The sequence below is a fragment of the Bacillus sp. AFS012607 genome, from assembly GCF_002558005.1.
GTDB classification, from domain to species: domain Bacteria; phylum Bacillota; class Bacilli; order Bacillales; family Bacillaceae_G; genus Bacillus_A; species Bacillus_A thuringiensis_S.
Genome location: NZ_NTVM01000006.1, coordinates 208,096 through 234,761, shown reverse-complemented (window position 1 = coordinate 234,761; position 26,666 = coordinate 208,096). Strand labels below are relative to the sequence as shown.

Sequence of the window (26,666 nt, the reverse complement as noted above, 5' to 3'; positions counted from 1 at the left end):
ATTGAACTAAACTGTATTCTTTAGTTTAAGTGTACTTTTTTCACAATATCCGTTAGCCTTACCAAAAAATCTTGCCCTAAAAAAATCTGATACTGCAGTTACTATGCAAAGAATACTTACATCAATTCCATACTTGTCGCTTGAGTCACCTAACACACCTGATACTTGTTTATCTTGAGTGGACTTATATTTTTTTCATCTAAACATCCCGATTCAATTAAATATTTGCATTCTAAAAATGAGTTCGATCTTTAGAATAGATTTAAGATTTCCTTAACTAATCTGCCCTTTAATTAAATAACTTTTGACATCTATATTTTAAAATAAAATTCCATCAACCTTCTGTTTTTCATTTTAAAAGCACATTCTTATAGAAAACAAGCGTTTGTTGAGATAGCAATAAAAACATGTTGAAGCCTATTACTAAAAGAACCATCCCAAAATACTTTGGGATGGTTCTTTTTCCTTATTAATGATTCTTTAACATCACTAACAATTTCTCTTGGCTATACATCCATACTGTAATGATTAAACAAGCAAGTGCGACTTCTGATAACGCCATAAATCCAATTGCATAATGACCTGTTAATTGGAATAGTAATGTTAAAATTAGTGGCGGGAAGAATCCTCCTAGTCCACCTAAAGCTGAAACGAGCCCATTTACAATACCGGCTTGTTCTGAGAAGTACATTGGAACGAGTTTGAAGATTGTACCATTTCCAATCCCTGCACAAAATGCGACTAGTAGGCAACCAAATGTATACACGTTCATACTAGGCATAAATGATAAAATAATACCTGAAAGTGTTAAACCGATAAATACGAAGATTAATATTTTAAATGGATTAAACTTATCACCGAGCCAACCACCAATCGGGCGCATAATTGTTGCGAGTACAATGAATCCGGCTGTCCGCATACCTGCATCTACTTTTTCTAATCCGAAGTGAGATACTAAAAAGTTTGGTAAGTATACTGTAAATGCGACAAATGATCCGAATGTTAAAAAGTAAAAGATACATAAAAACCAAAGTTTTTCATTTTTATATACACCTTTTATTTGTTCCATTAATGGTGTATTCACCTTTTTTTCCTTACGATCACCTAATAAAAAGTTCATAAGTGCAAATGCTGCAAGTAAAACTAAATAACATTGTACTGTCGTTCTCCAACCAACTGAAGTTGCGATAACAGGTGCTAAAAACGAAGTGATTGCTGTTCCGGCGTTACCGACACCGTAAATACCATTTACAAAACCGTGGCTCTCTTTCGGAAAGTATTTTGGTAAAGAAGTTACCCCTACTGAGAATACAGCTCCACCAATTCCTACAAATAATCCACCAATAATTAAATCCATCATAGAATTGGCAACACTAATATAAAAGACAGGAAATAATAATAGAATAAAACTAATAAAGAATAATTTTCTTGCTCCGAAACGATTTGTCCAATAGCCAATTGGAATACGAAGAACAGAACCTAAAATAACCGGTACTGCTGTTACCATAGAAATTTGTCCCGCAGTTAATGGAATATCCGCTTTAATATAAGGCATTAATGATGATAAAATAACCCATACCATAAAACCGATAACTAGATTAGAAGTTTGTAAACTTAATTGAAAATTAGGACCTTTCATCCTGTTCCCTCCTATGTATGCATAGTTATATTCATTCCCTCCAGCCTAATCACGTCCTAACATGATTAGGCTGAAAAGAATCAACCACCACTTACTGGCGGAATCATTGCTATGACATCGCCAGTTTGAATGATATCATCCTCATTTGCATACTCTTCATTTATAGCGACCATTATCTCACTTGAAATTGCTACGTTGTATTTCGTAATAAGGACTTCCTTTAGTTCAGCAACCGTAATATTTTCACAACCTATGTGTAATGCTGACTTACTTACTTCTTCTTGTAAATGTGCAAATAATAGTACTTCAATCATATTCTCATCTCCTTTCCAGGCTCACCATTTGCATACGCTACCTTCTCTAACTGATCACCTATCCATGACTCACCATCTTTCCAAAACTCTTTCTTCCATATTGGAACAATTTGTTTTATACGCTCCATAATATATTCGTTCGCCTCATAGGCAGCTTTCCGGTGTGGTGTAGAAACAGCGACGACAACAGCAAGATCAGAAATTTGTAATGTACCAATGCGATGTGTAATGGCGACATTTGTCCCAGGCCACATCTCTCCTACTTCGGTGCCAATTCTCTTAAGCTGTTTCTCCGCCATTGACTTATATGCTACATACTCTAAATATAGCGTACGACGGCCTTTCGTAAATTCTCTAACAGTACCAATGAAAGTCGCAACTGCGCCACATTCACGACGAATTACTTTGTTTGTAACTTCTTCAATTGAAATAGGTGTATCAATTACTTCATAATACGTATGTGCCATCTTGCACCTCTTATCTTTGTATAAGTTAGCAATCTATTTTTCTATTATTTGTATGATCGAAGTGGTTCTTCCCACGGCCACTCACTTCCGGCGCTTGATTCTAATAACAGTACCGAGACAGTTATTCCTGCTTTAAATCCTCTCGTTCCTCCCGGCAGGACGATACATGCATTCGCCCCTGCAAGTGAAGAAATTGCACTAGATTTGTCTAAACCAACTGGCGTAGCTTGCAATGTTCCATCTACAATTTCCACTTTCCCTCGTACAAAACGAGTAAATGGGTTTGCTTTCAGAAAGTCTTTCTGTAATATTGCCTCTGTACGATATACGTGCGAATCTTTTCTATGCAAATATGTTCCAATGACTGGCCGAACATATAATTCACAACCGACATAACAAGCTGAAGGATTACCAGATAGACCAAATAATAGTTTTCCTTCTAGCTCAGCTACAGTTGTCACACTTCCTGGTCGCATCGCTATTTTGTTGAAAAGCACATTAGCTCGTAATTCCTCATAAATAGCAGGTAAATAGTCATAGTCTCCTACCGAAACGCCACCAGTTGTAATTAAAATATCGACTTCTTTTATCGCTTTTTTCACAGTGTTATAACACGTCTCAAAATCGTCAGCGAATTGTCCATAATACTGTACAACTCCGCCCGCTCGTTCAACTTGAGCAGCTATCATATAGGAGTTACTATTTCGAATCTTCCCTGGCTTTAATTGTTCATGTACTTCAAGCAGTTCGCTTCCTGTCGTTACAATTCCGATAACCGGCTGTTTTACAACGTAAACGGTACTATAACCAAACGTAGAAAGAAGCGCCACTACTCCAGGGTTAATAACAGTCCCTTTTTTCACAAGGATGGTATTTTGTTTTACATCTTCACCTTTAAAAGAAATGTTATCCCCAGCAATAAAGGAGCGTTTCAATTTCATATAAGTCTTTTCACTTTCTTCAAATCCTTCAGTTAGCTCTAACATAACAACTGCATTACATCCGGCTGGAATTGCGGCACCTGTCATAATACGGACAGTTTGAAATGGTTTCACTTCTTCTGGAAAAACAAAACCTGCTCCAATTTCGCCAATCACTTCAAACTGAATGGGGTTACTACTACTCGCTTCTTTTGTATCTTCTGCTCGAATCGCAAACCCGTCGTATGGAGAGCGATCAAAGTGAGGGACATCATGATCTGCAATAACATCTTCTCCAAGAATTCTTCCGTAACTTTCTATAAGAGAAACCTTTTCTATTTCACCTTGATGAGCGTATTTCATTACACGTGCCACTGCTTCTGCCACCGGAATTGGTATACGTTTTTCTAACATTCTTTTTCACCTCGTTTTAATAAGGGGCAACGCTCTTTCTGTTCATCCTATATATTTTGCGTATAATCGTTTTGCTATTTTCACATCATTTGTTCCATGAATAAATGCCCTACCGTCTGTAAATAAAACGAAACGATATTCATCAATTAGAAATGATAGTAAGTAAGGCGTTTTTTGGACATGTACACTTTTTTGTAATCGTTTTTGAATTTCGTTTAAATTAAGATCTCTCTTTATTCCTGAACGGATTTGAACTGTATTCCGTCCGCATAGCACTTCCGTTTTCATCTGCGCTTCAAATGCTAGACTTGGATACGTTCGTGATTTCCCACAAGATGGACATGTACTTTTTTTCTGTCTATTTACTTTTAATGAAAGATATTGATTGTTCCAAATATCAAATGATAACATCGTTCCTCTTAACGACTCATAATCATCCACCAATATTTTCATCGCCTCTGTTACTTGGTGAGCAACGACCATTTGTACAGCTGGCTGAATGATTCCGGCTGTATCGCATGTTGCACCGCCCATAGGATGATCCATTAGACAGCGAAAACATGGTGTTTTCCCAGGAAGAATTGTATACGTTACACCGTAACTTCCAATGCATCCACCATATATCCAAGGTATATTTTCTTTTTGTGAAATGTCATTTATAAGTAGGCGCGTATCGAAATTGTCAGTCGCATCTATGATGAGATCCACTTCTTTTGTTAACTCTTCTATTTCTTGCATTGTGACATCCGTTACAACTGGTACAATTTTTACTTCAGAATTAATCTTCCTTACATGTTCTGCCGCTGCAATTGCTTTCGGTTTGCATTGCTGCGCATCTTCTTCTATGTATAACTGTTGCCGCTGTAAATTACTCCATTCCACGTAGTCACGGTCAGCGATTGTCAATTTCCCAATTCCCATCCTAACGAGTGTTTCTGCATTCGCAGCTCCTAATGCACCTGCACCAATTAGGAGCACATGCTTTTCTCTTATTTTTCTTTGTCCTATTTCACCAATTCCAGAAAACAATATTTGCCTTGCATATCGCTCTTGCATAGGGAATCCTCCTCTCACTATCCGCCAATGTAGGACATTTCAACTTTTGGACGTTGATTTGTACTTTCCGCCGTTCTTTCATCTGAATATCGATCTGTTCTATATCGCCATGTATGTTGTAAAATTTTTAATAGTGATGCATCAGAAATATTTCCTCGAAGAAGCGTTCGCAAATCCGTTCCTTTCGTTCCAAATAGACACGTGAAAAACTTGCCGTCTGCCGAGATACGAGCTCTCGTACAAGAAGAACAAAATGACTCAGATACTGAAGTAATAAACCCAACTTCTGCATCGCTCCCTACATATCGATACAATTTCGCAACTTCTCCAAAGTAACGAGGCTGAGCAGGCTCAACTGGATATACGCGATTAATCTTCTCTATTAATTGTTCCTTCGTAATAACTTGTTCAAAGTTCCAGTCGTTTGTACTGCCCACATCCATAAACTCTATAAAACGGAGCTGAATGTCTTGTTCTTTAAAATAACGAGCCATACGAAGAATTTGACTATCATTCATTCCTTTTTTTACGACCATATTTACCTTTACTTCTAATCCAGCAGCCTTTGCTGCTTCAATTCCTTTCAGTACAGGTTTTGTATTTACATTTCGTCCATTAATTTTTTTGAAGACATAATCCTCTATCGCATCTAAACTAATATTTACACGTTTTAATCCCGCTTCTTTTAACGCCTTTGCTTGTTTTGCTAAATGAATACCGTTTGTTGTGAGTCCAATATCTTTTAAGCCTTCTAGCTTTGCAAGTCTTGCAATTAACATCGGTAAGTCTTTACGCAATAACGGTTCACCGCCAGTAAGCCTAATTTTATTGACTCCCAGACTTATAAATAATCTCGCTAATCTTTCTATTTCATCAAACGTTAATAAAAGCTCTTCCTGTAAAAAAGCGTAATCAGGTCCGAACACTTCAGCAGGCATACAGTATGTACACCTAAAATTACAACGATCAATAACTGAAATACGTAAATCTTGAAGTGGACGTTCTAAAGAATCTTTCATGTTCTCGTGCATCTATATCCCTTCTTTTCTGCTGTAATCCTTAGTAAGCTTTCATTTTTTTATTTGCCTTCATTATAAAAAAGAAGCTACATATTCAATGTGACTTTTCTCACATTACTTTCCCCATTCAAAAATTCTTCACAAATCCGTTCGAATTTTGTTCACATCTTTAATCTCATCCACTTTGTCTATTGAATTTTTCAAACTAAAAATTGAAAATCACTTCCCCTTACGGTCATTGAAATTTCAATGTATTTTTAAAATAGCTCTTGCATTTTCATCATACTTACACTCAAAATAGGAAATGTATTGCTTATAAGAAGAAAGGTGATCACTGTGGCAAACAGTATGACATTATCTCAAGATTTAAAAGAATTACTTGCATCTGTTGAATATAAAATGCAAATTAAAAAAGGTAGTTTTATTTTTCAAGAAGGTATGGAGGCAACAGAGCTCTATATCATCCACTCAGGAAAAGTACAAATTAGTAAATTAAGTGCTGACGGGCAAGAATTAACACTCCGTATTTGTTCGGCATACGACATTATTGGAGAATTAACATTATTCACGGACAATGCGAAGTATTTATTAAATTCAAAATGCCTTGAAGATGTTGAAGTAGGGGTTATAAAGCGTGAAACCTTAGAAAAAGCATTGCTCCAAAAACCCGCACTTGTATTTGAATTTATGAAATGGATTAGTGAACATTTAAGAAGAATGCAAACGAAGTTCCGAGATTTAGTATTACACGGCAAAAAAGGTGCCCTGTATTCTACTCTTATACGAATGACAAATAGTTACGGTGTATTAAAAGAAAATGGGATTCTCATCGATTTACCATTAACGAATCAAGAACTTGCTAATTTCTGTGCAACTTCACGTGAAAGTGTAAATCGAATGTTAAATGAATTAAAAAAGCAAGGTACAATTTCTATTCATAAAGGAAAGATTACAATCCACGATTTACAATTTTTAAAATGTGAAATTGCTTGTGAAGATTGCTCTGCCTCTGTTTGTAGCATTGATTAGCATCTTATTTAGATGCTAATCTTTTTTCAATTTAAGCTACTTATTAACGGTTATTCCCTATATAAACAAAAACGAGGCCTTCCATATTAGACCTCGTTTCGTTTTAACCATTAGCTCCTATCCGTTTACAGCAGTATTATTTTTTCAACTCATTAGGAATACGTCTTCTGTAAATTACATAACTACGGCTTACATATTTAATTGGGGCACTAAATACATGTACAAGTCTTGTAAATGGCCATACTGCGAATAAACCCATTCCTGCAAGAATATGAATTTTAAACCATACTGGTACTTCCATCATATATTCAACTTTCGGTTGGAGAATAAAGAGACTTCGGAACCAAGGGCCAATCGTTGTACGATAATCAAATCCTTTTGAATCTATATTTAAAAATGTTGAAGAAAGTCCTGCTAGCATTACGATAAGTAATAAAATAAGCGCAATATAATCTCCCTTTGTACTCGTTGCAATGATACGCTTTACTGTTACACGGCGGTACGTTAATATAATTAAACCGATAATAGAAGCAATACCTGCCGGAAGCCCAAAACTAATTGCTACTACATGATACATATGCTCAGAAATACCTATTGAACGATATACAGCTTCTGGAATTAAAATCCCCATAACATGGCCGCCAATTACGAACATGATCCCAAAGTGGAATAATAGACTTCCGACCCGGAGCATCTTCTTTTCTAATAGTTCACTAGATTTTGATGTCCATCCAAATTGATCATAGTTGTATCTAAAAATATGTCCACCGATAAAGATCGCAAAAATGATATAGGGAAACAATACCCAAAGAAATTGATCCATCATTTTGACAACGCTCCTTTCTAATTTGTCTGTACACCCCATGTTTCGATAGCGAGTAGCACAGACGCAAGAATTGGTTCATACATACTACCCGCTTCTTTTAATTGAACATGTAATGCTTGTATATTTTCCGTGTATTTACTCATAATTGGTTCACTGTCTTGCTCATTTGCATTTGCAAAAAACTCAAGTAAAAGTGGTAAATAGTCAGGTAGTTCTTTATCTGTTACGCTAAAACCTGATTTTTTATAATGTTGTTTTAACTCTAGTAATTCAATACCTCTTTCTCTTTGTTCACCAGTGTTCATATAAGTAAGATACATATTTGTTTTCTTCCCAAAATCGAATGTATATACGTAACTATCAATGAGTTGATCATTCGTTTTATCTAGCGCTTGCTTTATAAAGCCTGTAAGTGACGCTTTAACGTCTTCCTGTTCTATTGTTTCAACCTCTTCTTGCAATTCAGTTAAAGCTTCTCTCCACCCTAGTTCGGGATAGGAGAGAAGAAAAGAAGAACAAGAAAAAGCTGTTTGTAAACTTTGTTTCATAATTTTCTGCCCCCTTTATTTAAGAAATTGTCATACAAGAGCCTGGACCACCTGTGAATGATAAACCACAGCTTCCTTGTTCGCTATATAAATCTGCCACTTGTTCACGGTGAGATGTCGGAATAACGAAGCGATCTTTATATTTCGCGATGGCAAGAAGACGATACATATCTTCTACATCCTGTTTCGTTAAACCAAGTTCTTTTAATACAGCTTCATTTGGCTCTTTATTAATTTGAAGTGCTCTCATATGCGTTCGCATAACAGCCATTTTCTTCAATGTAAGACGAATGTGTGATTCATCCCCCGCAGTGAGTAAATTCGCTAAATATTGAATTGGAATACGCATATTATCAATAGCAGGGAAAATCTCTTCTGCTTGCCAGTTACTACCTTTTCCCTCCACCATATTCATAATCGGGCTAAGCGGCGGGATATACCAAACCATTGGCATTGTACGATACTCTGGGTGAAGAGGTAGAGCAATTTTCCAATCGATAATCATTTTATAAATTGGCGATTGTTGCGCCGCTTTAATCCATTCTTCAGGAATTCCTTGTTTTTTCGCTTCAGCTGCCACTTCTGGATCATTTGGATCTAGAAAAACAGTAAGCTGAGATTCATATAAATCTTTTTCGTCTTCAACAGAAGCTGCTTCTTTTACTTTGTCAGCGTCATATAGCATTACCCCAATATACCGAATACGTCCTACACATGTTTCCGAACAAATCGTTGGCATACCCGCTTCAATACGTGGGAAACACATTGTACATTTTTCAGCTTTATTCGTTTGCCAGTTAAAATACACTTTTTTATATGGACAAGATGATACGCAGAATCTCCATGCGCGACATGCATTTTGATCGACAAGAACAATCCCATCTTCTTCACGTTTATACATCGCACCAGATGGACAAGATGATACGCACGAGGGATTCATACAATGTTCGCATATGCGTGGTAAATACATCATAAAGACGTTTTCAAAATCTGTTTTAATTTCTTCTTCCATTTTCTTTACGTTCGGATCTTGCAATCCTGTTATATGTCCGCCTGCTAAATCATCTTCCCAGTTTGGACCCCATTCAATTTTGTCGATAAATTCGCCTGTAATTGCTGATTTCGGACGAGCAACTGGTTGATGCTTACGTTGCGGACTATTTGTTAACGTTTCATAATCATAATTCCAAGGTTCAAAATAATCATCAATTGTTGGTTGATCTGGATTGTGGAAAATGTTCATAAGACGTTTCATTTTCGAACCAGATTTCAGCTGAATTTCACCATTTTTCAATTCCCAACCGCCTTTATATTTCTCCTGATCTTCCCATTGTTTCGGATAACCAATTCCAGGCTTCGTTTCTACGTTATTGAAGTACATATATTCAGCACCTGGACGATTTGTCCAGGTGTTTTTGCACGTTACGCTACAAGTATGGCAGCCGATGCATTTATCTAGATTCATTATCATTCCGACTTGTGCTTTAATCTTCAAGCCAATCTACCTCCTTCAGTTTGCGAATTACAACGTTTAAGTCACGCTGGTTCCCAGTCGGACCGTAATAGTTAAATCCATAACTTAATTGACCATATCCACCAATCATATGTGTCGGTTTTACGTGAATTCGAGTTGGACTATTATGCGTTCCCCCGCGGTTACTTGTTAATTTCGTACCAGGTACGTTAATGTGACGATCTTGTGCATGGTGCATAAACGCCATTCCTCTCGGTATACGATGCGTTACAACAGCACGGGCTACAACAACACCGTTACGATTAAAGCACTCAATCCAATCATTATCTGCTACACCAGCTTCTTCAGCATCCTCTTTATTCATCCAAACAGTTGGACCACCTCTAAACAGCGTTAACATCGGTAATGAATCGAAATACATACTATGAATGGACCACTTATTATGCGGCGTTAAATAATTTAACGTAATCTCTTTTCCTTCTACTTCAGGTCGTGATTTACGGAACGGTTTATGTTGCAGAATCGGTTTAAACGTTGCCATCGTTTCACCAAATTCTTTCATCATGTCATGATCTAAGTAGAAAGATTGTCGTCCAGTGATTGTTCTCCAAGGGATGAGGCGTTCCACATTTGTTGTAAACGGTGAGTAACGACGTCCACCTTTTTCAGAACCTGTAAAGGCCGGAGAAGTAATTACTGTTTTTGGCTGCGCTGTAATTTGTTCAAATGTGAAGCATTCTTCTTCACGTTCTTCTGCTAAATCACGTAATTTTAAATCCGTTTGTTTTTCAAGTGCTTCCCATGCTTTTACAGCCATATGACCATTTGTTGTAGAAGAAAGTGTTAATACCGCTTCAGCAGCATTGATTGCTTCTTTTATGTCTGGGCAACCTTTTGCAATAGAATCCGTTCGAACAACTCCTAATCGGCTCTTTAATTGCTCATACTCTTTTTCTGCGGACCAAGAAATCCCTTTCGTACCAATCGGTTGTTTTCCCGCATTTGGTCCTAGCGAAGTCATTTTGTCATAAATTGTTTTATAATCTCTTTCAACAACATGAATTTGTGGCATTGTTTTACCTGGTATTGGCTCACACTCACCTTTGCTCCAATCTTTAATCTTGCCAAGTGGTTGCGCTAATTCTTGCGGTGTATCGTGAAGAAGTGGCGTTGCAACAACTTCTTTCATTGGTTCAAGATCAATTTTCTTCGCTAAATCTGACACAGCTTTAGAAAGTGAAGTGAAAATATCCCAGTCAGAGCGTGCTTCCCACGGTGAACCGATTGCTGGATTAAATGGATGCACAAATGGATGCATATCTGTACTACTTAAATCATGTTTTTCGTACCAAGTTGAAGCAGGTAAGACGATATCAGAATAAAGCGCTGTTCCAGCCATACGGAAATCTAAGTTAATGAGTAAATCTAACTTCCCTTCTGGTGCTTCCTCATGCCATTTAATTTCTTCTGGTCGTAATGAATCACTATCGTCATTCATTAACCCGTTTGTTGTACCTAATAAATGTTTTAAGAAATATTCGTGTCCTTTACCAGAACTTGAAATTAAGTTCGCACGCCATACGAATAAGTTGCGCGGGAAGTTGTTTTTGTTATCTGGATCTTCAATCGCAAATTTTAGTCCTTTTTCTTTTAATCTTTGTGCAACATATTTTCCGATTTCTTCTTGCGTTGTTGCACCAGCAGCAACAGCTTCTTTATATAATTCAATCCCATTTTTCTCGAATGTCGGATACGAAGGTAGCCAGCCAAGTCGTGCCGCTAATACGTTGTAATCACCGTGATGTTGATAACGAGAGTTGCCTTCTACTGGTGATGCTAGATGTCCAACCGGTGTATCTTCATAGCGCCATTGATCTGTTACGAAATAGAAGAAAGATGTACCATTTTGTAATTTCGGTGGCCCTTGCCAATCTTTTGCCATCGCGATTGTTTGCCATCCTTCTGCTGGTCGTAATTTTTCTTGCCCAACATAATGCGCCCATCCCCCGCCGTTTACTCCTTGTGCTCCAACTAGAAGAACAAGATTTAAAACTGCGCGATAAATCGTATCAGAATTAAACCAATGGTTAATACCAGCTCCAACAATAATCATCGAGCGACCATTTGTATCAACGGCATTTTGTGCGAACTCACGAGCGATTTGAATAATTAGTTCTCGTTTCACTCCTGTCATTTTCTCTTGCCATGCAGGTGTAAACGGTACATCATCATTGAAGTCTTTCGGCTCTTGTCCGCCAAGCCCTCGGTTCACGCCGTAATTTGCTAACGTTAAGTCGTATACAGTTGTAACGAACACTTCGCCTTCTTCTGTCATAACCTTTTTCACTGGAATTGTACGTTCTAATACTTTGTTTCCATCATCAGAGAAGTACGGAATTTGTACAGTTCCAATCGATTCTTCCATTCCAAGTAAAGAAAGACGTGGGTCAATCTTTTCACCTGTTTCTTCATCTTCTAAACGCAAGTTCCATTTCTTTTCGTTATCCCAACGTGAGCCCATTGTGCCTTGAGGTGTTGCAAAATCATTCGTATTCTCGTTCCAAAGAACAGGCTTCCATTCTCCTAACTTCGTTTCGCGTCCAATATCAGAAGCGTTTAAGAAACGATCAGCAACGAATTGATCTCCTTTTTGTTTCAATGTGACAAAGAAAGGAAAATCAGTATATTGCTTCGCATACTTTGTGAAATATTCCACTTGATTATCTACGTAAAACTCTTGTAAGATCACATGCCCCATTGCCATCGCAAGTGCACCATCTGTACCTTGTTTTACACTAATCCAATCATCGGCAAACTTTGTAGATTCAGCGAAGTCAGGACTGACAGAAACGACTTTCGTTCCTTTATATCGAACCTCTGCTAAAAAGTGAGCATCTGGTGTTCTCGTCATCGGTACATTTGAACCCCATGTCATAATGTAACCAGAGTTATACCAGTCACTACTTTCTGGTACATCTGTTTGATCGCCCCAAATTTGAGGAGAAGCTGGTGGTAAATCTGCGTACCAATCATAGAAACTAAGCATTGGCCCGCCCATAAGTTGCATAAAACGACTACCAGCAGCATGACTTAACATCGACATAGCTGGAATTGGTGAAAAACCAACATTTCGGTCTGGACCGTATTTCATTACTGTGTAGAGTAATGAAGCAGAAACAAGTTGTAACACTTCATCCCAATTCGCACGAATGAATCCCCCTTTACCACGTGCCTGCTTATACTTGCGTGCTTTTTCAGGGTTTTCCACAATGCTTTTCCAAGCATCTAGTGGTGACTTGTTATTTTGTAATTCCTCTTGCCACATACTCCAAAGAACACCACGTACATACGGATATTTCACACGAAGTGGACTATAAATATACCAAGAAAAACTCGCTCCACGCGGACATCCTCGTGGTTCAAAATCAGGCATATCTGGACCTGTAGTTGGATAGTTAAGCTCCTGTCCTTCCCAAGTTACGATTCCATCTTTCACATATATATTCCAGCTACATGAACCAGTACAGTTCACACCATGTGTAGAACGAATTACTTTATCATGCTGCCAACGCTTTCTGTACACATTCTCCCATTCACGATCTTCATATGTTTCTTGAGTATGATTATCGTTATAACGATCTATTGGTGAAAAATATTTTAAACGTCTCATTAGTGCTGAAGGTTTCTTCTTCATACTGTTCACTCCTTTAATACGTCTCTCTTACATACCCTTACTATAAGAGAGGTTGTAAAATACAGATGTGACATTTCGCACAGTTCAAGAGATTGTCAAAAATTCAGTAGAAAATAAGTTTGTGAGAAAATCTTTTATTCCGTTTTGAAGGGTTATGATTAATCGTGATTATTAGGAGAATGGTATTTTGAGGTATCGACTATTTTGCAAAAGAAAAACGCAGGAGAAATTCCTACGTTTTTCTTTATAAATATATAAAAAAGAGTTTTGATATTATTTCAAAACTGCCATAAGAAAGAGTTTAGAAATTGTATATAAGGAATTTTTTCTTTAACAATACTATTTTATATCCAGACATATTTTACATAAAACTACAAATCATTATTTACTGTATTGCCCTTAGTTACGGAAACAATTATACTAGATGTAATCGAAATAAATATTCTGAATATTCTTAGAATTAATGACAAAATTTTTACTACCTGCAAATATAATTATAAATTTGTCCACTAAATAGATTAGAAAACGATAATAAAATTAGGAGGATTACGATGCCCCAGCTTGATTCATTACATCCCACTGTAGAAAAAATAATCAATAATATTGAAAAAATAATGGTCGGAAAACGAAAAGAAACAATCTTAGCTTTGACAGCTCTCTTAGCTGAAGGTCATGTGCTATTAGAAGATGTTCCTGGTGTCGGCAAAACAATGCTAGTACGTGCTCTTTCTAAATCCATTGATGCGGATTACAAGCGAATTCAATTTACACCTGATTTACTGCCATCAGATGTAACAGGAGTTTCTATTTATAATCCGAAAGAGCTCCAATTTGAGTTCAAGCCTGGACCAATTATGGGGAATTTTGTACTTGCTGATGAAATTAATCGTACATCTCCTAAGACACAATCTGCTTTACTTGAATGTATGGAAGAAGGCAATATTACAATAGATGGCATTACAAGGCCTTTACCAAAGCCGTTCTTTGTCATGGCTACACAAAATCCGGTCGAATATGAAGGAACATATTCTCTACCAGAAGCTCAGCTCGATCGTTTCTTATTGAAACTAAAAATGGGATATCCTACACCAGAAGAAGAATTTGAAATTTTAAACCGGATGGAAAAAACAAATCCACTCTCTCAATTACAGGCCATTACTACAATAGAAGAATTACTTTATTTACAACAAAGCGTACGGGTAGTAAGTATGGACAAAGCAATTAAGCATTACATTGTAAAGCTTGTTAATCAGACTCGTACGTATAGCTCTATACAGCTAGGAGCAAGTCCACGTGGCTCAATTGCTTTAATGAAAGCTTCACAAGCTTATGCATTTATCCATGGCAGAAATTATGTTATTCCAGACGATGTTAAATTTTTAGCTCCTTACGTTTTAGCGCATAGGCTCATGCTAAAAATGGAAGCAAAATTTGAAGGGATAACAGGAGAACAAGTTATCGCAAAAATCGTTGCACGAACTACCGTGCCGACTCAAAGGACGATGAACCCTTGATGAAACAAATGCTGCGAGCGCTATATCACGTTATGAAGTTATTGCTACTCCCTTTATGCCTAGTCTTAACATTTGTGTACGCTATGTTTCAAGGAGGGTTTGTAAGTTGGTTTTTATTTTACAGCACAATTCCCATTGCTCTTTATTCACTACTACTCCCCTTCTACGCTTTACGGGACGCTGAAGTAAAACGAACAACAAACCAAAATGGATATGTAGTAGGAGAACAATTTGTAAGCACGATTACAATAAAAAGAAAATTTCCTTTTCCCTTACTTTATTTAGTTATAGAAGATGAACTGCCACCACAATTTATAAGTTGTAAACAAACAAAGATGAATAAGGTAGTACTCTTCCCAGGATTGAAACGAAATATTTCGTTTCAATATGTTATTGACACAATCCCTAGAGGCGAGCACACTTTTTCAAGCGTTCGTGTCAAAACTGGCGATTTATTCGGCATGATGGAGAAAGAAGTAACTTTTTCAGTTCCAGATACATTTTTAGTCTATCCCCAGTATGTAGATATAGCGTATCGACAATTGGAAAATCATTTCGAACAAGGAGCGCTTTCAGCAAATATAAATTCTGCAAAAGACTCTACAATCTCTGTCGGTGTCAGAGACTATAAACCTGGAGATCGCTTTTCATGGATTGATTGGAAAGCAACTGCACGAACAAACAATATTATGACAAAAGAGTTTGAACAACAGCGCAGCCATAATATCATGATATTCATAGACAGAACCGAGTCTCCTCTATTCGAATCAGTCGTCACATTTACTGCCTCTATCGTAAGGGCTGTCTTGAAACAAAATTCACCAGCATCATTCGTGTCTATCGGAAAAGAACAAACTATTTTCCCTTTAGATAATGGAGATACGCAGTTACAACAAATCCTTTGTCATTTAGCAAAAGTACAAGCAGACAGTGTATTCCCGCTCTCCCAGAGTGTAGAAATAGAACTAAGAAAAATTTATGAGCCCGTCACGGTTATACTCGTGACAAGTAATCTTTCTCCCGATATTCAAAAGGCGGCTGATTGTGCTGCTATAAGAAATAGAAAATGTATGATTTTTGTCGTGAAAGAAAAAGCGAATCAACTTTCACACCGAGAACTCAGTATATTAGAAACTCTAAAAAAACGACAAATATTTGTAAACACGGTTTATGAAAACCGGTATACAAACGTGTTTTTTGAGGTGAGCAAATGATAACATTACAAGCAAAATACAAGTGGGATACGAACAAATTCTTCATGCATGCATGTGTATTTCTTCTTTTACTAGAATGGATAAGACCTCTTATAGGTATTACAAATGTAGGTAGATTAGATATTTTCGTAACATTTATAGGAATTTGCTTCGCTCTCTCTTTTTTTCAAACGAGGTGGCAGATTCCAATAAAAATTGTCACAGTCCTATTTATCATTCATTCCCTATATTATAAAAATGCTTTTATAAATCCATCTTGGCTAACAACACTCTTTTCTGATATGTCTCGAAATTCCTCCCTATTTTTCCAAGGGAATTTACTAGATATTTCTCCAGTTTTTCCGACGGTTTTATTTTTTCTCTCATTTTGGTTTTTGAGTTCTTTCACTTCATTTTGGATTATTCATAAAAAACGTGGGTTTTTATTTCTTGTATTGACTATTATTTATATCGCAACTTTTCATAACTTACATTTATACAATGCAAACTACGCTATTATTCGTACTGTTGTCATCGGCTTTTTTATGCTTAGTCTTCTTCAAGTAGAACGAATAAAAGAGCGCGAACACTTACAAAATTATGCTAGGGAAATCTCAAAATTACTTAGACCACTTACAATATTTATTGTATTATTAGCAACCATCGCATACTTTGCTCCAAAATTTGGCCCTCAATGGCCAAACCCAATGGATTTTTTAAAATTCAACACATCTGAAGCAAGTAAAGAACAAAAATTTTCTACAATTGGGTATGGTTTAGATGACTCGCGATTAGGTGGTCCTTTTAAGGCGGATCCTACAATTATTTTCACAGCACGAACGCAAAACAAACAATATTGGCGAGTAGAAACAAAAGATTTTTATACAGGAAAAGGCTGGGAAATTTCTGAAAATCCGAAAAAGGTTTCTTTTAAAAATAAAAACGACGTCGTAAGCTGGTACGAACAAAATACAAAAACGGAAACGACTGAGGCAACAATTACCATGCTAAAAAGTTATCCTCACCTTACCTATCCAGCAGGATTAGTATCAGTTGAGGCTTCTTCTGATGTATCATACAGTGTTAACTCGTTTTCAGAAAAAATTTATACAATGAATGGAGACTCTTCTACTACTTTACATTCGTATAAAGTAACATATGAGATCCCTGAGTTTTCCATAGAAAACTTGAAAGCTGTAAAAACAAATGAAGGTCAAGAAACAAATCCTTATTTTATGACAAAGTACACACAACTTCCCGAGTCATTACCACAGCGCGTAAAAGACTTGGCTGCCAATCTTACAAATGATAAAGACAACCGATATGATAAAGTATTAGCTATTGAAAATTACTTCACAGACAACTCTTTTACATACGAATCAACGAATGTCTTATTTCCTGCCAAAAGCCAAGATTATGTAGATCAATTCCTTTTCGATACAAAAAGCGGCTACTGTAATAATTTTTCGACGTCTATGATTGTACTACTTCGTTCTGCCGGGATTCCTGCTCGCTGGGTAAAAGGCTATACAGAAGGAACTCTTGACAATACACTTGCCTCTGCAGAAGGTGCGGATGTTTATACAATCACGAACGATAACGCACACTCTTGGGTCGAAGTATATTTCCCAGGATACGGATGGATTCCATTCGAACCAACAAAAGGATTTACCAATCCCTATAATTTTATAAATAATACGCCTGCTCCTATTTCACAAAATAGCGAAGCAAATAATTCTAATAACGAGCAAATACACCAACGAAATAATGAAGCAAAACTTAAAAGTTTAATAGAACATACAGAAGAAGCTTCTACTAAAAAGGTCACAAATTCTAAAACTAGTTTTTCTTGGTGGTACGTATTCCTCTCTACGATACTAATTAGTATTATGGGATACATTCTCTTTATCACTAGAATGAAATGGATGACATTTCTTATTATTCATTTCTATAGATACCGAAAAGATGATGCTGTTTATCAAAAAGCTTACGGTGCACTTTTAAAACAATTTGCGAGAATTGGCATACCACGGGGTGAAAGTCAAACATTCCGAGAATACGCTCTCCATATCGATACACTTTACAAATCGGCCGATATGCAACAACTTACTGCCAGTTATGAGAACGCTATATATCAACAGGGGCAGGCTGCAGCAGAATGGAAGACATCCGTACACTTATGGGAAGTGCTTATGAAAAAAGCAGGTTCTCTACCTAAATCAGATGGCTTTGATACAGTTATTTAATCTTGAAAATGTGAGTTTAAAGAAAACGTCTCAAAGAACTACATTGTTCTTTGAGACGTTTTTTAATAAAGTGAAACTCCTAATTATTCTCCAAGTACCTTCTCAATCTCAACCTCTAAATCTACCGGCTTCGTCTGCGGCGCAAAACGCCCTACTACTTTCCCGTCTTTTCCGATTAAAAACTTCGTAAAATTCCATTTCACTGCTTTCATACCGAGTAAACCTGGTGCTTGTTCTGTCATGTATGTGTATAAAGGATGAGCCTTATCACCTTTCACATCAACCTTTGCAAACATTGGGAAGTTTACACCGTAGTTTAATTCACAAAAACTAGTAATGTCCGCTTCTGTACCTGGTTCTTGTCCCCCGAATTGGTTACAAGGAAACCCGAGTATTTCGAGTCCTTGGTCTTTATATTTATCATACACCTCTTGTAATCCTTTATATTGCGGTGTGAAACCACATTTACTAGCTACATTTACAATAAGAAGTGCTTTTCCTTCGTAATCTTTTAACGATTTTTCTTCACCTGTAATTGTTTTAGCTGAAAAATCATAAACTGTCATTGTCTTTGCCCCTCTCTTCACTATCATTCTATGTTTATACTATACTACATTCGTGAATATACAGCTCTTATTACGTACTTATACGCTATAATGATAGCGCTTTATTTCCGTTCGAAAATTCGGCACAAACTACTAGACTTTTATGATGGAAAGTTTTACAATCGAAATGTGAACAAAATGTGACAGTTTATATTCCATTATAAAAGAAAAGGATGGTGTTCATTATGAAAACTGCACAACATGAAACGATTTCAAATCGCGAGTTTTATTTCGTACTATATATGATGTTATTGTATGTTACTGGCTGGGTAATCGATGTAAATGGTTTATTCTTAAGCTCCTACTTTAATTTAGCAGGAGAAATTATGCTTCCATTAGTTGGTGGGATTGTTGGACTGTTCATTATGTCTATTAATAAACAACAAACGAAATAATAGTATTACAAAAGGCAGAAGACGAGCTTTCGTTTTCTGCCTTTTTTCTATTTTAGCGTATAATAGAAACATGTAATATATAAGGAGTGGTAAATATGAAAAAAGTAGAGCAATTATCTTCTCACCTATATCTTATTGATGATTTCGATTTACAGCATAATGAACGAACAGGTACGTACGTTTTATTAGGTGACGATATTACTTTAATTGAAACTTGTGCAGCCCCTTCTCTTCCGTATATTTTAGACGGCTTACAACAATTACATATTGATTTAAACGAAGTTAAAAACATTATCGTTACACATGTTCATTTAGATCACGCCGGTGCTGCTGGTTTAATAATGGAAAAATGCCCAAATGCTACGTTATATGTGCATTCTCGTGGTGCTCGTCATATGATTGATCCAACAAAACTTATTTTAGGTGCAAAAGCTGTGTACAAAGAAGATTTTGATAAACTCTTTGATCCAATTCTTCCAATTGAAGAAGAACGTGTTCATATTGTACAACATGGTGATACGTTAAAAATTGCAGAAGACCGCATCCTTACATTTTATGATACACCAGGGCATGCGAAGCACCATATTAGCATTCACGATTCATTAACAAACGGGATTTTTACTGGCGATACAATTGGAATTTATTATAGAGAACTCGCAGACGTTGATGTAGAGTTATATCTACCATCAACGTCCCCTTCACAATTCCAACCAGATGCGATGATTGCTTCTAAAAATCACATTCAAAGCATGAATGTAGATACTATTTATTTCGGTCATTACGGCGCATCCTCTCATGTTACAGAAATATATAATCAACTGGAACATTGGCTACCTATTTTCGTTCATACTGGTAAGGAAGTCTTTGAACAGTATAATGATTTCGATGAAGCGACTAAAGCTTTACAAACTTTATTAATGGATAAAATCTCTTCTCATCTTACAAAGTTAAACGTTCCAGCAGATCATTCCGTTTATAACATTTTACATCTAGATATAGAAATTAGTGCGATGGGCATTATTGATTATTTCACGAAGCAAGAAAAAGCAAACTCCACTATTAACTAACAGTAAAAGAAGAGATATACAACAGTAGTTATTGTATATCTCTTCTTTTTTTGAATATATTTTGAGTAAAGGATGGTGGAATATAATGCAAAGAGTAATGCTATACCTCTGCTTCACATTATTTATCGTCTTATTATTATTTGTTGGAGTGAAGATTCAATTTTATTTAGATACAGACGCGCAAGTGAACTTTAACGTTTATCCAAGATTATTCTACTTTACACTCTTTCCTCTTTTGGTCGGCATTTTATTACGATTCCTTCAATCCATTAATCACGAAACAAGTAAACAAAACTGGCGTTTTCAACCGGATAAGTTTATCGCTATTACAGTGCCTACAATATTAATTTCCTTTTCTCCAGCACTACTTTTCTCACCACTTGGCGAATACCTACCTTATTTAGCTAATGTTATTCTTATAAATACAACTTTTGTTACGATAATTAGTTTAATAGCTGGTTATTCACTATTAGATTGTTTTATACAAAAGGACAATGCAACGATGAAAAAATATAATTGAATGCTCTATTTAATCGTGCAAGTCAAGGATTGTACCTCCTTGGCTTGTTTTTAGAATAATTATATTCCTGTATAATACAGTTATCGAATAAAATTCGGAGGAATGATACAATGTTTTTTCAATTTTTTCTACTAGCAATCATTATGTCTTTTATTAGTGGTCGACTAATTGGTACAAAACTAAATCTTTTCAAACAAGCAAGTGCAGCAACTTTAGGTGTTTCACTTACGTCAGCTCTGTATTGGTTTTTATATTTACGCTATCAAGATGAATCGGTTGTCGGTGTTGATAGATATTTTTGGCTAGGAAGCTCATTAATTGTATCCATGCTTTGTTACCTAGTTTTTGAATTATTTGATCCTATTAGACGAGGCGAAATGGATGACGTAGTAACGGAAAGCCGAAACCCTATTTCAAAATTCTTCGCAAAGGTTGGTAGACAAAAAAGATATATGCGTGTCTCTTCTATTGCAATAAAACACGGAATGGGTAAATATTTAGCTTTAAAGCGCTCGCCAGAAGCAGATCGTAAGCTCGCCACTTCACTTCGAAATACACTAGAAGAATGCGGCGGTGTATTTATTAAATTCGGACAAGTTTTATCAACTCGCTCTGATTTATTACCACCTGCTTTTATTCACGAGTTATCAAACCTTCAGGAAAATGTAACGCGTTTATCACAAAAACAAGTTGAAGAAATATTAAAAAAGGAACTACATATACCAAAAGATGAAATTTTCAGCTCCTTTGAAATGGAACCGTTAGCTGCCGCCTCTATTGGCCAAGTACATAAAGCGAAGTTGAAAGAAAACGACCAGGATGTCGTCGTTAAACTACTACGTCCTAATATTTCTGAGACAATTAAACGTGACTTAGATATTTTAATTCATTTTTCTTTATGGATTTCCAACAAATCAACTTGGGCTAAAAATATCGGATTTCTTGATTTAGCACATGGCTTCTCCATCGCAATGAAAGAAGAAATTGATTTCAAAATTGAGGCTCGTAACTTCGAACAAGTGTCTGATTCACTAAAAAATAGCGAAACGAAAGTAAAAATACCGAAAGTATATAAAGAATACAGTAATTCAAAAATACTTGTGCTTGAATTTTTAGATGGAGTAAGTGTTAAAAGTGGGTCAGCATTATTGAATGAATTACAAATTGATACGAAAAAAGTACAACGACAACTCTTTGATTGTATTTTAGAGCAAATTTTCTTTAAAGGTATTTTCCATGCAGACCCTCATCCAGGTAATGTGTATATTCTTCGTGATGGCACACCTGCATTACTTGATTTCGGTTCCGTCGGGCGATTAGGAACACTACAACAAGATGCATTCAAGCGACTACTTATCGGCTTTGAGCGCAAAAATTCTTATGTCTTGCTTGATGGACTGCTTCAATTAGTTGAAAAGAAGCCAAATGTTGATAAAGAGGCATTAGAACAATCTATCAGTCAATTATTAATCCAAAGTACGTATGGTTCTACAAATGGTTCTGAAGAATTCATTCAGGGGCTATTTCAAATAATCGCTGAGTTTGAATTAGCATTTTATCCAATGGTTGCAGGGGCTTTCCGTTCTCTAATTACGCTAGAAGGAACGATGCTGCAACTAAATCCCGAATTCAATTTAATGGACGAAGCGAAACGCTTTGCGAAAGATCATGCAGCTAGTTTCATGTCAGTTAACAATTATTCTAGTTTAAAAGAAGCTGCAACAAACGAATTACTCGCTATGTTACCTGCCATGCGACGCATTCCTAGAAAACTAGATGATTTAAGTTCAAAACTAGAAAACGGAGAACTATCCGTTAAGGTTGGCTTTTTCTCTGACGAAACAAATGCATCGTTTATTACTACATTTATCTCACAATTCCTCATTGCATTTATTGGAACTGCATTTGGTGGGATTTCGGTAGGCGTATTGCATTTAGCAAACAGTGCGACAGAGCCAAATGATCAATTTTTAAGTGTCGTTGGTTACGGTGGTTTATTTATAAGTGCGATATTACTTGTAAGAGTCGCTATTCATGCGGTAAGGAAATTTAAGTAATAATAAAATGAGTATACAATCACGTAGATTGTATACTCATTTTTTATTGTTTACATATTCAATATGTAATAGTTAAACGAAAGAAAGCTTTGAGCTTTTTTACTTATCTCACCTTTTCATCTACATACTCCATAAACTGCTCCGCTTTAATAAATCTTTCTTTGTACGCCTCAGGTACTTCTTCTACTGTTATCCCGCCACTCGATTTCGTTTTTACTAACACAGTTTGATATGACATTAATGCCTCCATATATTGTTCATACTCTTCAGGAGTTAGTACTTCTTTACTAGATTTATGGCCATTTAATTTATCAAAATACGGATGAAGCTCCATTACTACCTTTTTCAATTCCTCTTTTTTAGCTGGTGATAATTGATCGTAATCTATATTACCGTTCGAATCTCCGTACGCAAGCTTTGCACTAGTTAATTTTTTCATTTCTTTTGTAAACTCTTCATATTCCTTCGTACCCATTTCATCTTTCGCTTCTGATAATTTTGCATTAAAACGCATATACGTTTCTAATGTCATTGCTCCGGCATGTTTTTTTAAATTCTCAAAAGATCCGTATATACCATCCGCCATAATAGATTGATACGCAAAACCAGTCGTCGGGATTAAAAGAGCTGCTGCAAGCACTCCTGCAATAAGATGTTTCTTTCTCTTACGCCCTCCTTGATTCATTTTAATTTGAACGATTACTTTTTCTTTTAACTCCGGCGGGGCAACAATCCCCTTCGCTTCTTCTCGTATAGATTCTCTAACTCTACAATCTAAACTCATTTCACATTCCCTACCTCTCCTAAAAAGATTTCTTCTACTTGCTCTTTTTGACGTAGTTTCTTTAATGCCGAATGAATTCTAGATTTCACAGTACCAATTGGAATATGTAATATTTGTGCTACTTCTTCTTGTGAATAATCGTGTAAGTATCTTAAGATAATAACTTGTTTCAATTTATACGGTAATTTATGAATGAGTTCAATTAGTTTTTTGTTTGATATTTTACTTACAACATCGTTAGAAAAATCAATTTGTACTGGTTTTCTTTGCTCTTCTGCTTTTTTTATAATGCGTAGTCGCATCCACCTCTTTCTTCTATAAGAGTGAATTTGTTTAATCGCAAGTCCAATTAGCCAAGGACGAAATGGCTTCTCACTATCATACTTACGAAGCGATTCATATAGTTGTATGTATATTTCTTGAACGACATCATCTACATCTGTTTTATCTTCAATTAAAAAATGTGCTGTTTTATATACTTCTTGAATCGTTTTATCATACAATTCGCTATACGCTTCTTTATTTCCTGATAAAGTCAATTGGATTAAATTTGTATACACTGTTTCATCCTTCACATACCATCCCTCCTTTGTCCTACACTATATATTGGCAAGTAATTACTATTTCGTTCGATTTTTTAAATTTTTTTATATAGATTAATATAATGATTCAATATGTACATAAGCTTCACTTATAAAGTCGCATAACTATTATATAATTTCCCAATTTCTAATGAACATTTAAAATGTTTTATATAGTCAAATTTAGGAGGACATATAATGAAAGCTATCGTTGTAACGTCGTTCGGTGGTCCTGAAGTGATGAAATATACAGATGTGGATATACCCGCTATTTCAGAAGATCAAGTTTTAATTCGTGTTGTTGCTACTAGTGTGAATTTCGCCGATATTAAATCCCGTTATGGTAAAAAAGGAAATAAAGCACTACCTTTTATACCAGGGATAGATGCCGCTGGTATTGTAGAACGTGTCGGTTCTCAAGTGAAAAATATTCATCCTGGACAACGTGTCATTGCTTTTCCTCAAAATGGATCTTACGCAGAATACGTTGTCGCAAACGAAAACCTTACTTTCGTTTTACCTGATGAAGTCGATTTTCAAACTGCAGCTGCTTGTCCGATTGTATCTTTTACAAGCTATAATTTACTCGCAAATGTTGCAAGGCTTCAACAAGGCGAGTCTGTACTCATTCATGCTGCGGCTGGCGGAATTGGTACAACAGCTATTCAACTTGCAAAACGATTAGGGGCTGGAACCGTTATTGGTACTGTCGGAAGTGAAGTAAAAAGAAAAATAGCTTTAAATGCTGGAGCTGATTATGTTATTTGTCACCAAGATGAGGATTTTGTAAAGAAAGTCAACGAACTGACAAACGGTGAAGGGGTTGATGTAATTTTAGACTCTATTTCTGGAACGGTTTCAGAAAAAAGTTTAAATTGTCTCGCTTATTATGGTCGCCTCATTCATTTCGGTAATGCTAGCGGTGAAATTGGTAATTTCCAAACGAAAGATTTACACGCAAGTTGTCGCTCTATACTCGGTTTTAGCTTTGGCACTACACGAAAAAAACGTCCTGAACTACTCCAAGAAACTGCAAATGAAGTTTTCCGTTATTTACGTGATGGCAGTCTAAAAGTAAAAGCAACGAAATCTTTTCCGCTTCAAGATGCAGGGAAAGCACATGAATGGGTCGAAAGTAGAAAAAGTACAGGGAAAGTAATACTAACTGTTCAGTCCTCTTCCTGAAATGAATACTTGAAACCGAGGTGTCATTCATGGGATCACGAATTATGCATGCTATTATCGCTATCAAGATTGCCGAAAAACTATATATCCAAGATAAAACTTCTTTCATACTTGGAGGTGTAGCCCCTGATGCGGTTCATTCAGCAGAAGAAAAAGGAACTTCACACTTTTACGCTGGTACAACGAAAAACTATACGAGAAGGATAGATTTCAATTCTTTTTTTCAAAAATATAAAGCTCATATGGATTCCCCTTTTCTCTTAGGCTATTACACCCATCTCATTGCCGATGACAATTGGCTAAGCGGCTTTTTTCTACCTTGGCTAAAAAATAGAATCGAAAATGACGAAACGATCGCACCCCTGTACTATAACGATTTTAAATTATTAAATGCAAAGTTGCTTCATCATTACGATACAGAACAGCAACTCTTCTCTCTTCTCAACCAAGAGGCTCACATCATGGATATTGAAGAAGTTTCTAAAGAAAACGTTTTTTCTTTTCGAAAGTATCTTTTTGAAGATATGTTGTATCCGGAGCAACATTTGCATGAAGACTTACAAGTGTTTACGTTTGACCAAATCGTTGGTTATATTGAGACAGCCATTGAAAAAGGCGTATTTTATATTAATCAATTCTCTAATGAAAAATCCACTTCAAACATGTAATCCCCCTCAATATATTTGAGGGGGATTTTCACATAGTAATATTACTATTTGTTCTTTTCCATAACCGCAAAATAATTCCCTTCGCTATCAGCAAAGTTAAATACTTTACCAGAAGGCATAGTTACCATTTCTCCAACAGTAACATTTTTATTTTTTAAATCTGCATATAATTGATCCAGATTTTCTGAGAAGAACATTAAGGACGGTGTACCAAGATTTAATTCTGGGCTCATTTTCGAAATAACTTCTTTATTATGTAGTATAATGCTCGTTTCAGCACCATTAGTCGGAGCGATTTCAATCCATCTCATTCCTTGCTTGTTATCTTCCTCTGCTACTACATGAAACCCTACCTTTTCCGTCCAAAAATTTACTGCCTCATCTTGATTATTTACATACAGCATAATTTGTCCAACTTTATGGATCATTTCATTTCCCCCTAATGGTTTTT

The 26,666-nt window shown here is 36.1% G+C and carries 24 protein-coding genes; 10 read left to right on the top strand and 14 right to left on the bottom strand.

All coding sequences use genetic code 11. The annotated features are described in order from the left end of the window. Nucleotides 1-469 precede the first annotated feature (469 nt). The 6 genes from narK to moaA form a co-directional block, all read right to left on the bottom strand. Nucleotides 470-1,639, bottom strand: a complete 1,170-nt coding sequence (narK, locus tag CN409_RS05870; protein WP_000678170.1) for a nitrate transporter NarK — start codon at nt 1,637-1,639, stop codon at nt 470-472. Nucleotides 1,640-1,719: 80 nt separating this feature from the next. Continuing rightward, nucleotides 1,720-1,953: a molybdopterin converting factor subunit 1 gene (gene moaD / locus CN409_RS05865; RefSeq protein WP_000573687.1), complete on the bottom strand. Its 234-nt coding sequence runs from the start codon at nt 1,951-1,953 to the stop codon at nt 1,720-1,722. Next, nucleotides 1,950-2,420, bottom strand: a complete 471-nt coding sequence (locus CN409_RS05860) for a molybdenum cofactor biosynthesis protein MoaE (protein ID WP_000951544.1) — start codon at nt 2,418-2,420, stop codon at nt 1,950-1,952. Before CN409_RS05860 ends, moaD begins: the two co-directional genes overlap by 4 nt. A 44-nt stretch (nt 2,421-2,464) precedes the next feature. Then, entirely contained in the window at nt 2,465-3,754 is a 1,290-nt protein-coding gene (locus CN409_RS05855) for a molybdopterin molybdotransferase MoeA (protein ID WP_000890797.1), read from the bottom strand. 42 nt (nt 3,755-3,796) lie between these two features. Further along, nucleotides 3,797-4,810 (bottom strand): molybdopterin-synthase adenylyltransferase MoeB, encoded by a 1,014-nt coding sequence (locus tag CN409_RS05850; protein ID WP_001158062.1) that lies wholly within the window; start codon nt 4,808-4,810, stop codon nt 3,797-3,799. A 17-nt stretch (nt 4,811-4,827) separates the two neighbouring features. Next, entirely contained in the window at nt 4,828-5,841 is a 1,014-nt protein-coding gene (gene moaA / locus CN409_RS05845; RefSeq protein ID WP_000545009.1) for a GTP 3',8-cyclase MoaA, read from the bottom strand. 324 nt (nt 5,842-6,165) lie between these two features. On the opposite strand from moaA, the gene CN409_RS05840 reads away from it, so the two are divergent. Further along, the gene (locus CN409_RS05840; RefSeq protein WP_000013863.1) at nt 6,166-6,858 is read left to right on the top strand and encodes a Crp/Fnr family transcriptional regulator; all 693 of its coding nucleotides are present in this window, start codon (nt 6,166-6,168) and stop codon (nt 6,856-6,858) included. 136 nt (nt 6,859-6,994) lie between these two features. On the opposite strand, the gene narI is transcribed toward CN409_RS05840, so the two are convergent. Genes narI through CN409_RS05820 form a run of 4 tightly spaced genes read right to left on the bottom strand, consistent with a single transcriptional unit; the run spans nt 6,995 to nt 13,400 of the window. After that, a complete protein-coding gene (gene narI, locus CN409_RS05835; RefSeq protein ID WP_000969224.1) occupies nt 6,995-7,684 on the bottom strand; it encodes a respiratory nitrate reductase subunit gamma in 690 nt (229 codons plus the stop codon). A 17-nt stretch (nt 7,685-7,701) separates the two neighbouring features. Further along, complete coding sequence (gene narJ, locus CN409_RS05830; protein WP_000814227.1) at nt 7,702-8,232, bottom strand: nitrate reductase molybdenum cofactor assembly chaperone; 531 nt, start codon at nt 8,230-8,232, stop codon at nt 7,702-7,704. Between the two features lie 19 nt (nt 8,233-8,251). Beyond that, nucleotides 8,252-9,727 (bottom strand): nitrate reductase subunit beta, encoded by a 1,476-nt coding sequence (gene narH, locus CN409_RS05825; RefSeq protein WP_000692656.1) that lies wholly within the window; start codon nt 9,725-9,727, stop codon nt 8,252-8,254. Next, nucleotides 9,717-13,400: a nitrate reductase subunit alpha gene (locus CN409_RS05820; protein WP_000729101.1), complete on the bottom strand. Its 3,684-nt coding sequence runs from the start codon at nt 13,398-13,400 to the stop codon at nt 9,717-9,719. Before CN409_RS05820 ends, narH begins: the two co-directional genes overlap by 11 nt. 551 nt (nt 13,401-13,951) lie before the next feature. Here CN409_RS05820 and CN409_RS05815 point away from each other — a divergent pair. Genes CN409_RS05815 through CN409_RS05805 form a run of 3 tightly spaced genes read left to right on the top strand, consistent with a single transcriptional unit; the run spans nt 13,952 to nt 18,353 of the window. Then, on the top strand, nt 13,952-14,914 hold the full coding sequence (locus CN409_RS05815) for an AAA family ATPase (protein ID WP_081143543.1): 963 nt from the start codon (nt 13,952-13,954) through the stop codon (nt 14,912-14,914). Continuing rightward, nucleotides 14,914-16,128, top strand: coding sequence for a DUF58 domain-containing protein (locus tag CN409_RS05810; protein ID WP_000812152.1), 1,215 nt, complete (start codon nt 14,914-14,916; stop codon nt 16,126-16,128). The genes CN409_RS05815 and CN409_RS05810 overlap by 1 nt, the downstream gene beginning before the upstream one ends. Continuing rightward, on the top strand, nt 16,125-18,353 hold the full coding sequence (locus CN409_RS05805) for a transglutaminase TgpA family protein (protein ID WP_097980860.1): 2,229 nt from the start codon (nt 16,125-16,127) through the stop codon (nt 18,351-18,353). Before CN409_RS05810 ends, CN409_RS05805 begins: the two co-directional genes overlap by 4 nt. A gap of 83 nt (nt 18,354-18,436) precedes the next feature. Here CN409_RS05805 and bsaA read toward each other — a convergent pair whose 3' ends face one another. After that, complete coding sequence (bsaA, locus tag CN409_RS05800; protein ID WP_000219434.1) at nt 18,437-18,919, bottom strand: glutathione peroxidase; 483 nt, start codon at nt 18,917-18,919, stop codon at nt 18,437-18,439. A gap of 224 nt (nt 18,920-19,143) precedes the next feature. On the opposite strand from bsaA, the gene CN409_RS05795 reads away from it, so the two are divergent. The 4 genes from CN409_RS05795 to CN409_RS05780 all read left to right on the top strand — a co-directional run bounded on the left by CN409_RS05795 (nt 19,144) and on the right by CN409_RS05780 (nt 22,997). Then, nucleotides 19,144-19,353, top strand: coding sequence for a DUF3925 domain-containing protein (locus CN409_RS05795; protein WP_000844984.1), 210 nt, complete (start codon nt 19,144-19,146; stop codon nt 19,351-19,353). A gap of 95 nt (nt 19,354-19,448) precedes the next feature. Next, the gene (locus CN409_RS05790; RefSeq protein WP_000754981.1) at nt 19,449-20,420 is read left to right on the top strand and encodes an MBL fold metallo-hydrolase; all 972 of its coding nucleotides are present in this window, start codon (nt 19,449-19,451) and stop codon (nt 20,418-20,420) included. 85 nt (nt 20,421-20,505) lie between these two features. Then, a complete protein-coding gene (locus CN409_RS05785) occupies nt 20,506-20,940 on the top strand; it encodes a hypothetical protein (protein ID WP_001190001.1) in 435 nt (144 codons plus the stop codon). Between the two features lie 110 nt (nt 20,941-21,050). Next, complete coding sequence (locus tag CN409_RS05780; protein WP_000465998.1) at nt 21,051-22,997, top strand: ABC1 kinase family protein; 1,947 nt, start codon at nt 21,051-21,053, stop codon at nt 22,995-22,997. Between the two features lie 103 nt (nt 22,998-23,100). Here the strand turns inward: CN409_RS05780 and CN409_RS05775 are convergent, their stop codons facing one another. Both CN409_RS05775 and CN409_RS05770 read right to left on the bottom strand, forming a co-directional pair. Continuing rightward, nucleotides 23,101-23,781, bottom strand: a complete 681-nt coding sequence (locus CN409_RS05775) for a DUF3600 domain-containing protein (protein WP_000050700.1) — start codon at nt 23,779-23,781, stop codon at nt 23,101-23,103. Further along, on the bottom strand, nt 23,778-24,356 hold the full coding sequence (locus CN409_RS05770; protein WP_000651123.1) for a sigma-70 family RNA polymerase sigma factor: 579 nt from the start codon (nt 24,354-24,356) through the stop codon (nt 23,778-23,780). The genes CN409_RS05775 and CN409_RS05770 overlap by 4 nt, the downstream gene beginning before the upstream one ends. A gap of 204 nt (nt 24,357-24,560) precedes the next feature. Between CN409_RS05770 and CN409_RS05765 the strand changes: the two genes are divergently transcribed. Continuing rightward, nucleotides 24,561-25,547, top strand: coding sequence for a quinone oxidoreductase family protein (locus CN409_RS05765; RefSeq protein ID WP_000644643.1), 987 nt, complete (start codon nt 24,561-24,563; stop codon nt 25,545-25,547). 29 nt (nt 25,548-25,576) lie between these two features. Then, a complete protein-coding gene (locus CN409_RS05760) occupies nt 25,577-26,215 on the top strand; it encodes a zinc dependent phospholipase C family protein (RefSeq protein ID WP_097980859.1) in 639 nt (212 codons plus the stop codon). Between the two features lie 44 nt (nt 26,216-26,259). On the opposite strand, the gene CN409_RS05755 is transcribed toward CN409_RS05760, so the two are convergent. Further along, a complete protein-coding gene (locus CN409_RS05755) occupies nt 26,260-26,643 on the bottom strand; it encodes a VOC family protein (protein WP_000581472.1) in 384 nt (127 codons plus the stop codon). Nucleotides 26,644-26,666: the final 23 nt, after the last annotated feature.

Coding starts and splice junctions, on each gene's coding strand:
- CN409_RS05760 (WP_097980859.1), top strand. CDS start 25,577: ATGGGATCACGAATTATGCATGCTATTATCGCTATCAAGATTGCCGAA.
- CN409_RS05815 (WP_081143543.1), top strand. CDS start 13,952: ATGCCCCAGCTTGATTCATTACATCCCACTGTAGAAAAAATAATCAAT.
- CN409_RS05790 (WP_000754981.1), top strand. CDS start 19,449: ATGAAAAAAGTAGAGCAATTATCTTCTCACCTATATCTTATTGATGAT.
- CN409_RS05785 (WP_001190001.1), top strand. CDS start 20,506: ATGCAAAGAGTAATGCTATACCTCTGCTTCACATTATTTATCGTCTTA.
- bsaA (WP_000219434.1), bottom strand. CDS start 18,919: ATGACAGTTTATGATTTTTCAGCTAAAACAATTACAGGTGAAGAAAAA.
- CN409_RS05820 (WP_000729101.1), bottom strand. CDS start 13,400: ATGAAGAAGAAACCTTCAGCACTAATGAGACGTTTAAAATATTTTTCA.
- CN409_RS05860 (WP_000951544.1), bottom strand. CDS start 2,420: ATGGCACATACGTATTATGAAGTAATTGATACACCTATTTCAATTGAA.
- narJ (WP_000814227.1), bottom strand. CDS start 8,232: ATGAAACAAAGTTTACAAACAGCTTTTTCTTGTTCTTCTTTTCTTCTC.
- CN409_RS05810 (WP_000812152.1), top strand. CDS start 14,914: ATGAAACAAATGCTGCGAGCGCTATATCACGTTATGAAGTTATTGCTA.
- CN409_RS05765 (WP_000644643.1), top strand. CDS start 24,561: ATGAAAGCTATCGTTGTAACGTCGTTCGGTGGTCCTGAAGTGATGAAA.
- narK (WP_000678170.1), bottom strand. CDS start 1,639: ATGAAAGGTCCTAATTTTCAATTAAGTTTACAAACTTCTAATCTAGTT.
- CN409_RS05805 (WP_097980860.1), top strand. CDS start 16,125: ATGATAACATTACAAGCAAAATACAAGTGGGATACGAACAAATTCTTC.
- moaD (WP_000573687.1), bottom strand. CDS start 1,953: ATGATTGAAGTACTATTATTTGCACATTTACAAGAAGAAGTAAGTAAG.
- moaA (WP_000545009.1), bottom strand. CDS start 5,841: ATGCACGAGAACATGAAAGATTCTTTAGAACGTCCACTTCAAGATTTA.
- CN409_RS05795 (WP_000844984.1), top strand. CDS start 19,144: ATGAAAACTGCACAACATGAAACGATTTCAAATCGCGAGTTTTATTTC.
- narI (WP_000969224.1), bottom strand. CDS start 7,684: ATGATGGATCAATTTCTTTGGGTATTGTTTCCCTATATCATTTTTGCG.
- CN409_RS05775 (WP_000050700.1), bottom strand. CDS start 23,781: ATGAGTTTAGATTGTAGAGTTAGAGAATCTATACGAGAAGAAGCGAAG.
- CN409_RS05855 (WP_000890797.1), bottom strand. CDS start 3,754: ATGTTAGAAAAACGTATACCAATTCCGGTGGCAGAAGCAGTGGCACGT.
- CN409_RS05850 (WP_001158062.1), bottom strand. CDS start 4,810: ATGCAAGAGCGATATGCAAGGCAAATATTGTTTTCTGGAATTGGTGAA.
- CN409_RS05755 (WP_000581472.1), bottom strand. CDS start 26,643: ATGATCCATAAAGTTGGACAAATTATGCTGTATGTAAATAATCAAGAT.
- CN409_RS05780 (WP_000465998.1), top strand. CDS start 21,051: ATGTTTTTTCAATTTTTTCTACTAGCAATCATTATGTCTTTTATTAGT.